The organism is Petrotoga sp. 9PWA.NaAc.5.4 (assembly GCF_002895485.1).
Taxonomy (GTDB): domain Bacteria; phylum Thermotogota; class Thermotogae; order Petrotogales; family Petrotogaceae; genus AZRK01.
The window spans coordinates 62807-78484 of record NZ_AZRK01000009.1; the positions used below are offsets into that span (position 1 = coordinate 62807).

Here is a 15678-nt window from a genome sequence, read left to right on the forward strand (position 1 = left end):
TTATTTTGGGATTTGTATATTGCTATAATCTCCAACAATAAGTTTTATGGAATAAGGTTTTCGTTCTGCAGAGATCAAGGTAGCATTTTCTCCAATAATAGAAGAATCAATTCTAAGAGAAATATTCGCTATGTTTGCATCGTTTAATATAATGCTGTTTTCTATCTCTGAGGAAGTAATATAAACTCCGTCCCCAATACTTGTATATGGTCCGATATATGCGTTATTAATTGTCGTATTTTCACCTATTATAGCTGGTCCCCTAACTACCGAATTTATAATTTTAGTATTTTTTCCAATTTTTACTTTACCTTGAACTAAAGAATCTTGCCTTACATCTCCTTCGATCGATATATCTCTCAACTCACCCAATATGGTTCTATTTGCTTCGATAAGATCTTCAGGTTTTCCTGTATCTTTCCACCATCCATCTATTATATAGGCACCAACATTTTTTGAGTTTTCTATAAGCCATTGAATAGCGTCTGTAATTTCAAGTTCCCCTCTCCAGGAAGGAGAAATATTGTCTATAGCTTCAAATATTTTAGGAGTAAATATATACACACCAATTATGGCAAGATTAGATGGAGCATCTTTCGGTTTTTCAATAACTTTTACAACTTTTGAATCTTCAATTACAGCAATCCCAAAGTTTGAGGGATTGTCAATTGGAGTTAACAAAATATAAGATTCAAAACTTCCTTGCTTAAATTTCTCTATGAATTTTTTGAGGTCAAAATTTATTAAGTTGTCTCCTAAGTACATTACAAAATTGTCTGAATCGATAAAACTTTGAGAAACTTTTACAGCATGTGCAAGCCCTTGAGGGTGTTCTTGAATTATATAAGTTATTTTTAAATCAAATTTACTTCCATCGCCTAAAACTTTTTGAAAATCTTCTATATTTTCGGGACTCACTACTAATCCTATGTCTATTATTCCAGCTTCTTTTATTTTCTCTAAACTGTACATGATAGTAGGCTTGTTTGCAATAGGTATTAAAGGTTTTGCGTTTGTAAAAGTTAAAGGTCTTAATCGTGTTCCCTTACCTGCACATAGTATTAATGCTTTCATCGACATATTCCTCCTTTTAATGTTATTCATCGATATAGTTGATCGTTGTTAAATCAACTTTTGAATCTTCTATGTAATCTTTAAAAAATTTTTCCAAACTGATTAAGTCTTCTTCTGTAATAATTTTATTGACTTTATCTATAAAAGCCTTCAAATTATTTTTATTGAAAAAATTGTTAGTTGTTTTAGCAATATAAATTCTATCGTTTTTTGTTCTTTCAAAATTTTCATCTTGAAGGAAAAGTTCTTCGTAAAGTTTTTCACCGGGTCTAATACCTGTATAAACAATTTTTATATCTTGATTCGGAATATATCCAGAAAGCCTTATTAAATCTCTTGCCAATTGATCAATATTTACTGGCTCTCCCATATCCAGTACGAATATTTCTGATTTTCGAGCAAATTCTCCGCATTGTAAAACCAGGGATACTGCTTCTGGTATAGTCATAAAATATCTCTTCATCTTTGGATGAGTTACAGTAACAGGACCTCCCTTTTTAATTTGCTCTTTAAATATTGGAATCACACTTCCTCTACTTCCTAAAACATTTCCAAATCTCACAATACCGTATTTCGTTTTAAAAGATTCTGACAAAGATTTTATAACCATTTCTCCCAATCTTTTTGAAGCACCCATGACAGAAGTTGGTTTAATTGCTTTATCTGTTGAAATAAACACAAACCTTTCAACTCCAAATTCCCCCGCAAGTTTAGCTGTATAATAAGTACCGAGAGTGTTAACTTTCAAAGCTTCAGTAGGATTCTTCTGCATTAATGGGACATGTTTATGTGCCGCAGCGTGAAAAACAACATCGAATTTATGTTTCGAGAAAAGGTGCCTCATTCTATTCTCATCAGAAACATCTGCTATTATTTCTTCTATCTTTGCATTGGGGAATTTGTCTTCCAACTCATTTTTTATTTGAAAAATGCTGTTTTCACCTTTTCCAAGTAAAAACAGTATTTCTGGATTCATGGGCAGTACCTGCCTACAAATTTCTGATCCAATACTTCCTCCAGCACCTGTTACTAAGATCTTTTTCCCTTTAACATAGTTTTTGATCTCGTCTAAATTTACTTTAACTTCTTTTCTTCCTAACAAATCTGATATATCTACGTCTCTTAAAAATCCCAGTGAAAGTTTGTTGTCCAATATTTCTAAAATACCAGGTAAAGTTTTTATCCTTACTTTTGTTGTATCAATATGGTTTATTATTGTTTTTATTTGGTCAGATGAAGCACTTGGAATAGCTATAACAACTTCTTTAATATTATAATCTTCAACAAATTCCATAACTTCATTTGTTTTTCCTAAAACTGGATAACCACGTATGTTTCTTCCAATTTTTTCTATATCGTCATCCAAAAATCCAACTACGAATCCTTCTTCAGGATGTCTTTCATATTCTTCTAATAATTCTGTACCAGCATCACCGGCTCCAATTATCAAAATATTTTTGCTACTTTGAAGATGTTTTGTGTTTTTTCTGTAATTTTTTGAAAACCAATATACCCTACTTGCAGAAACAAGAACTAAACCTACAATAGATGCGGTTGCTGCAACACTAAAAGGTAATACAAAAAAATTTGTAACATATCTTCTCAGTACCTCAAACATAAAAATGTTTATTAAAAAACCAATTAAAGTACTCTGAAATAAAGGTTTTAGTTCATTAAGGGTTGCAAAACGCCAAATATACTTATATATACCTGAATAATAAAAGGCTAAAACCATTACAATAGGAAACAAAATTAAGGGAGAAAAATATTTACTCATTTCCGCAAAATCAAGTTGGAATCTTATAAACATAGCTATTATGTAAGAAGCAAAAAATAAAAGATAATCAATGATCATTAATTTGAAAGACCTCTTAGAAAGAGATTTCATTTTTTGTCTCCTGCAAACATTTAACAACAACTTTGTATACATGTTCTTGTTGTTCAAAGGTTATATTACTGAAAAAAGGTATAGCAAAGGTTAAACAAGATGTTAATTCCGCTTTTGGGAAATCTCCCTCAGAATAACCAAAAAATTTTTGATAAAAAGGTTGAAGATGAACAGGATGGAAATAATTTTTAGATTGAACTCCTCTTTCATTTAATTTTTTAAGAAATGTAAATAAAAAATTTCTTAATCTTTCTATGATATTTTTCCATTCTTCACGATTTTTTTCACCTATTATTTTTATAGGTAACTCATAATTTACTACCCAGTTAGGAATACTAACAAATTCTTTTATCCAATCTAAATTTAGGCGTAAGACAAAAACGAACCAACTTTGTGAAGTTGTCTCTTTGGGAATGTATGGCAATACAACACTTTTTTCTTTCTTAAATAATTCAAAGTAATTATAAGCTTTTTCAGATCTTTTTTTACTAATCTCGCTTATTCTTGTCATCTGAGCATAACCTAAAGCCGCAGACATTTCATCCATGCGATAATTATAACCCAATCTTTCGCTTATTAGCCATTCTCCGCTTTTGCCTCTGCCTTGGTTAGACATGGATTTACATATGTCATATAATTCTTCGTTGTCTGTTACAATTATCCCGCCTTCTCCGGTAGTAATTTGTTTGTTAGGGTAAAAAGCAAATGCCCCTGCCTGCCCAAAAGTACCTAACTTTTTACCTTTATACTCTCCTCCTAAAGCTTCACATGAGTCTTCAATTATATTTACATTTTCTGGAAGCAATTTATATACTTTATCCCAATCAAGAGGAACGCCAAAAATATCTACTCCCATAAAAAGTTTAACATTCTTTTCAAGATTATTCTCGACAAAATACTTTAAATTTTCTTGTGAAATATTATAAGAAAAAGGATCTATATCAACAAATGTAGGAACCCCTCCTTCATATAAAGCAACATTGGCTGAAGATATGAAAGTAAAAGGAGTTACTATCATTTTTTGTCCTTTATTAAAATTTAAAGCCTTAACAATAAGATGTAATGCTGAAGTTCCACTGTTAACAGCAACAGCATATTTTGAGCCGATGTATTCTTTTACAATGTTCTCAAATTTATCAAGGTAAGGTCCTAAAGCCAATCTTCCAGAATTAAGTACATTAGATACATGCTCTTTTTCAGTTTCTGTTATATCTGCCCCAGAAAGTGGAACAAACAAAATATCATCTCCTATTTGTTTATAAAAAACTTTTTATTTTTTCATATTCACTTTGAGTAATATAGTTATTGTCCAAAAGTTTTTTTAAAACTCGTTGGGCTTTATCTTTATCTATTATAGAGGTTATTTCTGAAAAAATGGCACTATATTTTTCCTCTTCGGTTACATTTTTTATTTTATTTACTATTAGATCATATATTTTTTCTTCTTCATCTTCCATTACTTTTGAATTCTCATCTGAATCATTCTCTTGCTGCGATATATGGTTTGTGGATACTTCTTCAGTAGTTACAATAGGGTTTTCCATTATAGAACCATCTTCAAAGTAATGCATGGTCGTTTCTCTAACCATAAAAAATAATAAAAACCACTCATATAAATCTAAAGTTATGATTCTAAAAAGCATGGCTACATTTCCATCTCTTAGTTTTATGAATCTATTTTTGACAATTTGATGTTGTAACTCTGATTCTTGAAGCTGCCATTGATCCTTAATTATTCTGTTGATCATATTGGAATAAGAAATCCAACTCAATACAAAAACTCCCAAGATTAAATAAAGTGGCCATGATGGTAAGACAAAATTTTGTAGTTCTTCTAAACTTAAGGAAGCAATTTGTTCTATGATAACTGTGTAGAAAATAGACATAATAACAATAGAGATAACGTATAAAATAAACCAAATAAAAGGATTTTTTTTATCAATTTCAGGGAAGTTCCAATTATTTGATTCATAAACTTTTTTCATTCTTTCAATATGTGTTTTTCTATTTTTAATTAGGATGTGATAACTAAAAAATAATAAAGCTATTCCTACAAACTGTAATATTGGAATGTAGTATAATACAAAGCCTACCAAAATTAATATGGGTCTTATTATAATCATTTTTACCTCCATATATTATTTATTACTATCTTTAGAAATTCCAAAACTTAAGTCTTACAAATTTTTTAGCTTTAAATTTTTTCAAAAATACCTCATTCATTTAATTTTTCTAAGATTATTTCAGTTACCCAGCTTCTTTCAACTTGAGTTTGCTCACCACTTTCCATGTCTCTTATTGTTACTATGTCATTTGAAATTTCATCTTCCCCTAAAACTAATGTAAATCTAGCGTTCAATCTATCTGCATGTCTAAACTGTCCACTGAGATTTCTTTGAGAAATATTTAAAAAGGTTTTTATCCCTTTTTTTCTTAATTCTTTAGAAAGCTTTATGCCTTCTATTTGGCCTCTTTCCCCTTGAAAAGCTATATATACATCAATTAAAGCTCTTTTTTTTATTTTGACTTCTTCCTTTTTTAGTGCTTCGATAATTCTTTCTATGCCTAACGCAAAACCAACTGCAGGGGTTTTTGGACCGCCTAATTGTTCAACTAAATTATCATACCTCCCACCCCCTACAATTACAGTTTGCTCTCCTAAATCTTTATGTATTACTTCAAAAGCAGTTTTAGAATAATAGTCTAATCCCCTAACTATTCTTGAATCTATTTCATAAGGGATTTCAAATATTTCTAAATATTTTTTTAAACTCTCGAAATCGTTACGGCTTTCTTCATCTAAATAATCAAGAATAGAAGGTGCTTTCTTTGCAGTCTCTATGTCTATTTTACAATCAAGCAATCTCAAAATGTTAGTGTTAAATCTTCTTTTGCAATCTTCGCATAAATTTGGTATAAGTGGTTCATAATAAACTTTCAAAGCTTTTTTGTAATTTTCTCTGCTTTTGGGAGTTCCTATACTATTAATTTTAATTTTAAAATTGTTTAATTTTAAGGTTGTTAAATAATCAAAAACTAAAACTATAAGTTCAGCATCAGCTAAAGGATGATCTGTTCCAAAAATTTCTGCCCCTATTTGATAAAATTCTCTATATCTTCCAGATTGTGGTTTTTCATACCTGAACATAGGTCCAATGTAAAAAAATTTTTGTGGTGATCCTAAATTTATCAAAGAATTTTCAATGTAAGCTCTAGCAACGGGGGCCGTCCCTTCCGGTCTTAATGTAATTAATCTACCTTTTTTATCTTCAAATGTATACATTTCTTTTTGAACTATATCAGTATCTTGCCCAATTCCTCTACTAAAAAGTTCCTCTTCTTCCATAATAGGGGTTCTAATTTCCATAAAACCATATCTATGAAATAAATCTTTGGCAGTATCTTCAACGTAGTTCCAGTAATCAATTTCATCTCCAAAAATATCTTTTGTTCCTTTTATTCTTTTATAAGTGCCCAAAATTTATGTCCTCCTTAGAAGTAAAATTTTTACTCACTTTAGAAATTATAAAACTCAGATTCTATAAATGTTTTCACGCTTTACTTTTTCAAAATAACTTCTCAATTCTAATCATTACAAAACAGGAATTTCTTTAACTTCTTCGATACTCGTACCGAGAAAGAAAAGAGAAGGCTTCGCCCTGAGCCCATTTTAAATTCAAAAGCTTATTTTTAGAAAACTCTCATTTCTAAAGTCCCTATCTATTACTTGCTAACCATGAATTTCTTTAACTTCTTCAGTACTCGTACCGAAAAAGAAGAGAGAGGACTTCGCCCTGAACCCATTTTAAATTCAAAAACTTATTTTTAGAAAACTTTCATTTCTAAAGTCCCTATCTATTACTTGCTAACTATGATTTTTTTTAACTTCTTTGCTACGTTTAGTAAAGGATATGTTACGCCCTCTCAAACTTTCAGTCTGACAGACTTTCAACGAGGGGAATAAGGCTTCTTCTCGAACCTGTTTAAAATTCAAACCCTCATTTTTAGAAAATAGGGTGTTTAATATATAAAAAGTAAAAAATAAAGCAATATATCTCGATGCCTTCTAAAAAGTATTTTACCACAAAAATTTAGAGGGAGCGATAGCTCCCTCTAATTTCTATATTTTTTATATTTTATCTTTTTCTTATATTGCGTTTTTTATCAAGATGTTTCCTATACTCAGAAATCTTTTTATCACTATCTTTTAGGTATTGGCTTAATCTTTTTTCGAAAGATTCAGATTTGATTTCAGAGTCTTGTTCTTCTACAGAAATATCTTTAAGTGACAATTCATACTTTCCATCTTTTGTTTTACCGATAACTTTACCTTCAACTTCCTGTCCCACTTCAAGAAATTCACTTATTTCTTTAACATATTTTTTAGATATTTTTGAAATATGCACAAAACCTTCTTCTTTATTTTCTAATTCAAGATAAGCTCCAAACTTTTTAATGTCAACTACTTTACCTTTAACGAAATCTCCCACAGATATACTTTCATTAACCACAGTTTATACCTCGCCCGTTTTTTTTTATTACGAAAACCTTGTTAAGCCGTAATATCCTTTTTATTTTTCATAAAAAGTATTTTGGACCTGGCGATGGTCTTCACCTCCACAAATTTTATCTATTTTCGATTGATTAACGACATAAAATGTCGCCAACAAGGATCAATCGAACAAAGCTTTTTAACTTTTTAACTGAATTTACCTATTATTTAGCTTTCTGATAAATCCCCCCTACATAATATAATTTATAATGTTTAATTTTGCAAAAAATCTTTATATTTATTCTTAAACTTCTGAACTCTTCCTTCAGTGTCCAAAATTTGTGAACCCAATTCACCTTTATAGAATGGATGACATTCAGAACATACATCTAATCTAAAATTATCTATAGTTGAATACAGTGTATGTTCCGCACCACATGCACACTTAACAGTTATAAGTTTCATTTCTGGATGTATACCCGACTTCACTCCTAACACCTCTTTATTGTTAAATCTTTTCATTTAATTATATCATAGTTGATATAAATATGTCAAATATAGTCATTTTTTAGAATTTACCAAGCTTTTTAAGTTTTTGAGAAATTTCTCTAACTTTTTGAGCCTTTTCTTCGGCTGCTATTAATATACCGTTTTCACTTTCTACCACTATAATATTTGATAAACCTATGACACCAACGAACTTATCTGATTTGACAAAAACATTTTCACCATCTATAACTTCAACATTAAGATCTTTGTCACTGTACCCTGTTAATTCCCTTATTGATACCCAGTTTCCAACATCCGACCATATAAAGTTTGACTTGACCACAAAAACATTTTTCGATTTTTCCATAAGGGCATAATCTATACTTATTTTCTCAACCTTAGGCATAACTTTTTTTAAATGAGAAAAATCTTTTGGATCAACATTTATAAGTTCTTTATATATTTCTGGAGCATATAAATTTATTTCTTTCAAAAAAGTATTCTTTTTCCACACGAACATGCCGCTATTCCAAAAAAAATTTCCTTTTTCTAAAAAACTTTTAGCTGTTTCTAAATTAGGTTTTTCGTGAAATGAAACGACCTTATAAATATTAGATTCTATATTTTCGCCAGCTTCAATATAACCGAAACCAGTTTCAGGTCTTGTTGGATTAATTCCTATTGTAAATAAACCCTCATATTTTTCAGCGCCAACTATTGCGATATCTAAAGTTTCCCAAAAATCTTTTTTACTTGGTATGTAATGGTCTGCAGGAAGTATGATTAAAGTTTCATTATTTTCAGCTAACTTTGTGCCGAGCATACAAGCTGGAGCGGTATTTTTTGGAATTGGTTCTAATATGATATTATCTTTGGGAAGTTCCGGAAGTTCTTTTAATGTCAGATCAAAATAATTTTCTGATGTAATTACATATATATCGTTTATATTCATTTTATAAGTCAATCTCTCAAAGGTTTCCCTGATTAAACTTTTATCTGAAAAAAGTTTTAAAAATTGTTTTGGTTTTTCAGAACTTGATAAAGGCCAAAATCTCTCTCCCGAACCACCTGCAAGAATTATGGCTTTCATTTTTACCTCCATTTTCTTATAATTATTTACTTGCTGCAGAAATTATAAAATCTACATTTTATAAATGTTTTAAAACTTAGTTTTTTCAAAAAGACATCCACTATTCTAATTTTAAATAATTGTCTATTTTTTAATTTCTTCACCACCAAAATCAATGGTATGCTGCACCATAAAAGATTTTTAACTTAACACGTCTTTGGTCATCGCAATGAAATCCCTTTCTGAACTCACTATAAATCAAAATCTTATTTCTCAAAAATCTTTATTTATAAAGTATCTATCTTATAATTATAATATAGATCTTTTAAAATTTTAAAGCTTAAATTTCTGAGACTAATAGTATATTAATAGTATATTACATATTACTTCGCTATGTATTTAAAATATAATGCGGCTAATGGGGGTAAAGTTATTATAATTGATTGATCTCTTCCATGAAAGGGAATATCTTGTGAATAAACTTCTTTTGGGTTATCTACTCCACTACCATAATATTCAGTCCAATCTGTATTAAAAATTTCTTTGTATACTCCTTTTTTAGGTATCCCTATTCTGTAATTTTCTCGAGGTACTGGTGTGAAATTAAATACACAAATCATAATTTCTTCAGAATCTTTGGCTTTTCGTATGAACGATATAACACTATTATCATAATCATTAAAGTCTATCCATTCAAACCCTTCGTAGCTGTGATCTATTTCAAATAAAGATCTATGTTTTTTGTATAATTCATTTAGGTCTTTTACAAAAAGATTTATTTTATTGTGAGGTTCATATTCGAGTAAATGCCAATCAAGACTATGTAAACAATCCCATTCTTTTCTTTGAGCTATATCTCCACCCATAAATAATAGTTTTTTTCCGGGATGAGCATACATGTAAGAATAAAAAAGTCTTAAATTAGCAAACTTTTGCCAATCATCACCCGGCATTTTCTCTAAAAGAGACCTTTTTCCATGAACTACTTCATCGTGAGAAATAGAAAGTATAAAATTTTCTGAAAATGCATAAATCAAAGAAAAAGTGAGATCATTTTGATGATATTTTCTAAATATAGGATCTTTACTAAAATATCTTAAGGTATCATTCATCCAACCCATGTTCCATTTAAATGAAAAACCTAATCCCCCAGCATCCACAGGTTTTGTTATTCCTGGAAAAGCTGTTGATTCTTCTGCAATAGTTAATATTCCAGGAAAATATTCATATGTTACTGTATTTAATTGTTTTATAAAATCAATAGCTTCTAAATTTTCTCTACCTCCGTATTTATTTGGTACCCATTCTCCAGGGTTTCTACTGTAATCAAGATAAAGCATAGATGCTACTGCATCCACTCTTAAGCCATCAATATGGTATTTATCAAGCCAAAATAAGGCGTTGGAAAGCAAAAAGTTCTTTACTTCATGTCTTCCGTAGTTAAATATATATGTACCCCAATCTTTATGCTCGCCTAATCTTGGATCTAAATGTTCGTATAGAGCCGTACCATCATATCTTCCTAAAGCATGCGAATCTTTTGGAAAGTGGCCTGGTACCCAATCAATGAAAACTCCTATTCCATTTTGGTGCATAATATCAACGAAGTACATAAATTCTTCAGGTTTACCGAATCTACTTGTAGGAGCGAAATATCCTGTAACTTGGTATCCCCAAGAAATATCTAAAGGGTGTTCCGCCACAGGAAGTAACTCTATGTGTGTATAATGATGTTCTTTAAGGTATTTAGAAAGTTTATTCGCTAGTTCGATATAACTTAAGAATTCATTTTCATCTTTTCTCGCCCAAGAACCTAAGTGCACTTCATAGATTGACATCGGTTCTTCAAACCAATTTTTATTTTTTCTTTCTTCCATCCATTTTGAATCATTCCATTTGTATTTATTCTCAATATCGTAAACTATGGCAGCAGTTTTAGGTCTTACTTCAAAAAAGGTACCGTAAGGATCAGTTTTTAATAATAATTCACTTGATTGTGTCTTTATTTCAAATTTGTAAAGATCTCCTTGTACCACTCCTGGTATAAAAATTTCCCATATACCAGAAGAACCTAATACTCTCATTTGATGAACCCTTCCATCCCAATTATTAAAATTTCCCACTACGCTCACTCTTTTTGCATTGGGAGCCCACGTTGCGAATAAAACACCTTCTATTCCATTTACTTTCATCGGATGTGCGCCTAATTTTTCATAAATTTTATAATGATTTCCTTCATTGAAAAGATATCTATCAAATTCAGAAATTATAGGTAAAAAAGAGTAAGGATCTTTGTAAGTCCATTTGTGACCATCTTCTGCAATACATTCAAATTCATAGTCGAAAAATTCGCTCCCTTCCACTTGTTTTTCAAAGAGTCCCGCTTCATGTATTTTTTCTAATTTTATTTTTTTGTCTTTGGTTATCAATTGTACTTCTGACGCAAAAGGTTGAATTGTCCTTATTACCAAATGTGAATTATCAAGTTTTCTTAGTCCTAAATAAATGAAAGGATCATGGCAATCCCCATTTATCAACATTTCAACTTCTTGAGGATTTAAAATAGGCATGTTATCACTCTCCATTAGAATTTAATATAATAATATCTTTAAAAATTCTAAAACTTAAACGCACCGGGTTTAATATAAATTCAAACGCTTACTTTTAAAAATTATTCGTTTCTAAATTATCTGAATTTAACAATATACTTTCCATTTTCCTGAGAAATTTTCCCCATAATCTCTAATTGAGAAATAGTTGATAAAATTAAAGAAATATCTTCTTCTGGTAAATTGTCACATATCGTATCTAAATTATCCGTGCCTTCCTCAATTAATTTTAAAATCTTTTCTGCTAAACCGCTATTTTCACTTTCAACTAAAGAGGTATTTTCATATTCATTAATATTGAATATTTCCTGCAAATGTTTAAAAGAAAGCAAAGGAATGGCTCCTGAGTAAATCAAATAATTTGTGCCATAGGAGTTTGGGCGCGTAATATCTCCAGGAACAGCAATTACTTCTCTTCCATAGTCTAAGGCGTATCTGGCAGTTATTAAAGAACCACTTTTCTTTGCGGCTTCGACAATGATAGTTTTTTCAGATAAACCAGCTATTATTCTATTTCTATATGGAAAAGTATATTTAGCAGCTTTAGTTCCGGGAAAATATTCAGAAATTATTAGTCCTTCTTTTTTGATTTTGTGATACAACCATTCATTTGATTTAGGATATATTATATCAATGCCGTTGCCAAATATAGCTATTGTTTTTTTAGCATTTTGATGAGCTATTGCATCGATACCATATGCCATACCACTTACTATGGTGTAAGCATTTAGATTTTTTACAATTTCTTCACATATAGTTTTGCCGTAATTAGTGGGTTTCCTTGTTCCAACAATAGAAACAGTGTTACTTTTAAGAAGTGAAATATCTCCCATGAAGTAAAGTATAACAGGTGGATCACTTATATTTTTTAATAGTTCAGGATATTCATCATCCCAGTAACTTAATATCTTTAAATCCTTTACTTGGTTTAATTGTTTCACTAATTGTCTTTTTCTATCCTCAAAATCTTCCTTAAATAAAGTGGGCAAAGTACAAGTTTTAACTATTTCTATTATTTCTTTGTTAGATTTTTTGTATCCTTCTTTAAGAGCTATTATATCTAATACATTCAACTTTTAAGTCTCCTTTATTTGGTAAAATACTATCTTTAGAAATTTTAAGATCTCTGTCGGACCTATTTTAAATTCAGATGCTCATTTTCTGAAAATTATAATTTCTAAAGTCCCTGTTGCCTTTTCCAATCTGAGAAAAATATTGGAGCATGAATAACAAAATTTCTACCTCCATTTTTTCTAAAGATCACAGAAACAAGTTGGGCTTGTTTATCTTTGTTTCCGTATGCTATATATATATGCTGTGGTTTCAAGTTGTTTTTTTCTAAAAAAAATAAAAAATCTGACAAAACATATGGATGAATTACAAAACAGCCTAAAGCTTTGTTTTTTAAAAGAAATTTTGATGCATAGACGAAATCTCCTAAGATTTCTATGCTTTCTGCAGATCTTGCTTCTCTTCTATCTTTTTTTTCGCTTTTTAATCCTTCAAAATAGTGTGGAGGATTGGAAATCAAAAAATCGAAAGATTCTGCATGAAAATGGCGACTTACATCTCTTGCATCAATATTTATAAATTCTACATTTTCTATGTTATTTGATTCTTTATTAAATATAGAAAAATTATATAATTCCCGCTGTATTTCAATTCCAGTAATCTTGATATCTTCATATAATTTTGCAAGGACTAAGCTAACATGTCCTATACCGCTTCCTAACTCTACTATAGAACAATTTGGTTTAACAGGCACAGTTGCTATCAATAATACACTCGCGTGTGTGGGTAGATGTGAATTATTAGGGTATCTTAAATTTAAATTTCTGTAGATTTGATCTATCTTTCCTATTTTATCTTTGAAATTCATTTCATGCACCATATTTAAATTAATGAATTATTACTCTAGTTCATAGAAATATTTAAGTAGAGGTGAATCTGTTGGAATAAATAAAATACTGTCCTCAAAAGAATTTATATAGATATTAGTTATTCTCTGCAATTCAAAAAAATCTTCGTCTAAAGAATATGCTTGAGAATAAATAGCAGTGGAACTCGCTTCGGCTGTTCCTCTTATTATTTCGGCTTCTTTTTTAGCCTCTGAAATTATCATGCTTGCTTGTCTGTCAGCTTCTGACCGCATTTTTTGGGCTTCTCTTTCGCCCTCTGCTCGTATTTGTGAAGCAATAGAATATCTTTCAGCATTCATTCTCTCATAAACTGCCTGAGCATTTTCTTGTGGTAGATCAGTTCTTTTAACTCTAACATCAACAATTTCTATACCAAAACTTTCTAAAGAATTTTTACTGCGATTTTTTATTTCATCCAATATTTCCAATCTTTTTTTTGAAAGTATTTCCTCAAATGTATACTTCGCAATTACATCTCTAACGTGAGAATATACTATGTCATCTAACCTATTAAGAGCTACTTCAACAGTTCTTAAAGTTTCTATAAATTTTTGAGGATCCACTATTCTCCATATTGCATATGTGTCAGAAATTATAGTTTTTTTATCAGCTGTTATAACTCTTTCAGGTGCGATATCATAAATCATGTATCTCTTATCTAATTTAACAACATTATCAACAAAAGGAACCTTTAGGTAGATACCAGGGTCTGTCTTTACATTTTTTATTTGACCAAATCTTAAAACAACTGCTTGCTGAGTCTGATCCACAATGTAAAAAGAAGTTAATGAAAAAAATACACCCAAAAATATTATAATAATTATTATTGCCCATAAAGTAGTGTTTTTCATTTCATATCACCACCAATTAATTTGCTTAAATCAAGTAAATTTAAGCTATTTCCTTTTTCTGATAGAATTTTAATATTAGCATTCGAAATCATTTGTTCAACAGAATCAAGAATCATCCTTTTCCTTGTTATTTCTTCAGCGTTCTGATACTCATATAATATCGCTTTAAATCTTTCTGTTTCACCTGTTGCCTTAGCAACTTGCTCGTAAGCATAGGCTTGAGCTTCATTTAAAATTTTTTGAGCTTCTCCTTCGGCTTTTGGTATTATATTGTTTGTATATCTTCTAGCTTCATTTATAAATTTCTCTTGGTCTTGTCTTGCGTTATTTACATCATCAAATGCAGCCACTACCGGATTCGGTGGATTAACTGATTGAAGATAAACATTTTCAATTTGAATACCCGAATTGTAAGAATCAAGAATCTCTTGTATGATTTGGGCCGATTCCATGGCTATTCTATCTCTTTCAGTGGTTAAAACATCGTCCAAATTAGAAAGGGCAACCCTTTCTCTTAAGATACTTTCAGAAGTAACTTTAACTAAGTCGTGCCCTTGGATAACATTAAAAGCATAAGATATAGGATCGTTTATTCTATATTGAACTACAGCTTCTATACTAATAATGTTTTCATCACCTGTTATCATATTTGCTTCCTCATTCACTGTTCTATAACTTAGAGTTGGGCCAGTGCCAAAAGTTCTAAATCCAATTTCTATTTTATTTATAGTTCTTACATTAACTTTAACGTGAGATTGAAAAGGATAAGGAAGATGAACGTGTATGCCAGGCCCTGTAGTTGAAGTATAAGCACCAAAAGTTTTCACCAAAGCAACTTCTGAAGGTCCAACTTGATAAACACCAGTTAGGAAATATGCGCCTAAGGCTACAATAATTATGATAATTATAATACCTTTCCATCTATTGTTCCCATTTTTATTTTTTTCTCTGAATTCCTCGTTTGGATCAAAAATTTCATACTCAGCCATATTTTTTCCTCCCTTCAAATTTACAAAAACACGAAATTTTAATTAGTTAAAAATAATTATAACATAAAAGTTTCATTTATTGCTACTTAATTTACAAAAAATAATCTTTAACAAAAGATACAGAATTCGGCAATGAATGTTATAATATAAAAATAATCCACATAAAAGTCTGAGATAAAATATCAATTAAACCTCTTGTTTTAGAACGCAGAGACAAAACCATTGTATATAACATCTTTCTACAATTCAAAAATAGCAAAGAAATAATGTTTTTATTTTAAACGTGTAAGTATTTTAG

The 15678-nt window shown here is 30.1% G+C and carries 13 protein-coding genes; all 13 read right to left on the minus strand.

All coding sequences use genetic code 11. The annotated features are described in order from the left end of the window. On the minus strand, nt 1-1074 hold the full coding sequence (locus X924_RS03975; RefSeq protein ID WP_121957651.1) for a glucose-1-phosphate thymidylyltransferase: 1074 nt from the start codon (nt 1072-1074) through the stop codon (nt 1-3). A 22-nt stretch (nt 1075-1096) separates the two neighbouring features. Then, nucleotides 1097-2962 carry a nucleoside-diphosphate sugar epimerase/dehydratase gene (locus X924_RS03980; protein WP_121957652.1) on the minus strand — a complete coding sequence of 622 codons (1866 nt, stop codon included), beginning with the start codon at nt 2960-2962 and terminating at the stop codon, nt 1097-1099. Then, a complete protein-coding gene (locus X924_RS03985) occupies nt 2946-4199 on the minus strand; it encodes a DegT/DnrJ/EryC1/StrS aminotransferase family protein (protein ID WP_121957653.1) in 1254 nt (417 codons plus the stop codon). Before X924_RS03985 ends, X924_RS03980 begins: the two co-directional genes overlap by 17 nt. 19 nt (nt 4200-4218) lie before the next feature. Beyond that, the gene (locus tag X924_RS03990) at nt 4219-5085 is read right to left on the minus strand and encodes a hypothetical protein (RefSeq protein ID WP_121957654.1); all 867 of its coding nucleotides are present in this window, start codon (nt 5083-5085) and stop codon (nt 4219-4221) included. Between the two features lie 92 nt (nt 5086-5177). Next, the gene (gene hisS, locus X924_RS03995; protein WP_121957655.1) at nt 5178-6440 is read right to left on the minus strand and encodes a histidine--tRNA ligase; all 1263 of its coding nucleotides are present in this window, start codon (nt 6438-6440) and stop codon (nt 5178-5180) included. Between the two features lie 658 nt (nt 6441-7098). After that, on the minus strand, nt 7099-7473 hold the full coding sequence (locus X924_RS04000; protein ID WP_199172625.1) for a S1 RNA-binding domain-containing protein: 375 nt from the start codon (nt 7471-7473) through the stop codon (nt 7099-7101). A gap of 254 nt (nt 7474-7727) precedes the next feature. After that, nucleotides 7728-7943, minus strand: coding sequence for a 50S ribosomal protein L31 (gene rpmE, locus X924_RS04005; RefSeq protein WP_121957656.1), 216 nt, complete (start codon nt 7941-7943; stop codon nt 7728-7730). A 79-nt stretch (nt 7944-8022) separates the two neighbouring features. Further along, entirely contained in the window at nt 8023-9033 is a 1011-nt protein-coding gene (locus tag X924_RS04010; RefSeq protein ID WP_121957657.1) for a mannose-1-phosphate guanylyltransferase, read from the minus strand. Nucleotides 9034-9395: 362 nt separating this feature from the next. Beyond that, nucleotides 9396-11582: a 1,4-alpha-glucan branching protein GlgB gene (glgB, locus tag X924_RS04015; RefSeq protein WP_121957658.1), complete on the minus strand. Its 2187-nt coding sequence runs from the start codon at nt 11580-11582 to the stop codon at nt 9396-9398. A gap of 116 nt (nt 11583-11698) precedes the next feature. Then, nucleotides 11699-12694, minus strand: a complete 996-nt coding sequence (dprA, locus tag X924_RS04020) for a DNA-processing protein DprA (protein WP_121957659.1) — start codon at nt 12692-12694, stop codon at nt 11699-11701. Nucleotides 12695-12798: 104 nt separating this feature from the next. Then, nucleotides 12799-13500, minus strand: coding sequence for a tRNA1(Val) (adenine(37)-N6)-methyltransferase (locus X924_RS04025; protein WP_158245310.1), 702 nt, complete (start codon nt 13498-13500; stop codon nt 12799-12801). A 30-nt stretch (nt 13501-13530) separates the two neighbouring features. Further along, nucleotides 13531-14391, minus strand: a complete 861-nt coding sequence (gene hflC / locus X924_RS04030) for a protease modulator HflC (protein WP_121957661.1) — start codon at nt 14389-14391, stop codon at nt 13531-13533. Next, nucleotides 14388-15380 carry an FtsH protease activity modulator HflK gene (hflK, locus tag X924_RS04035; protein WP_121957662.1) on the minus strand — a complete coding sequence of 331 codons (993 nt, stop codon included), beginning with the start codon at nt 15378-15380 and terminating at the stop codon, nt 14388-14390. Before hflK ends, hflC begins: the two co-directional genes overlap by 4 nt. Nucleotides 15381-15678 lie beyond the last annotated feature (298 nt).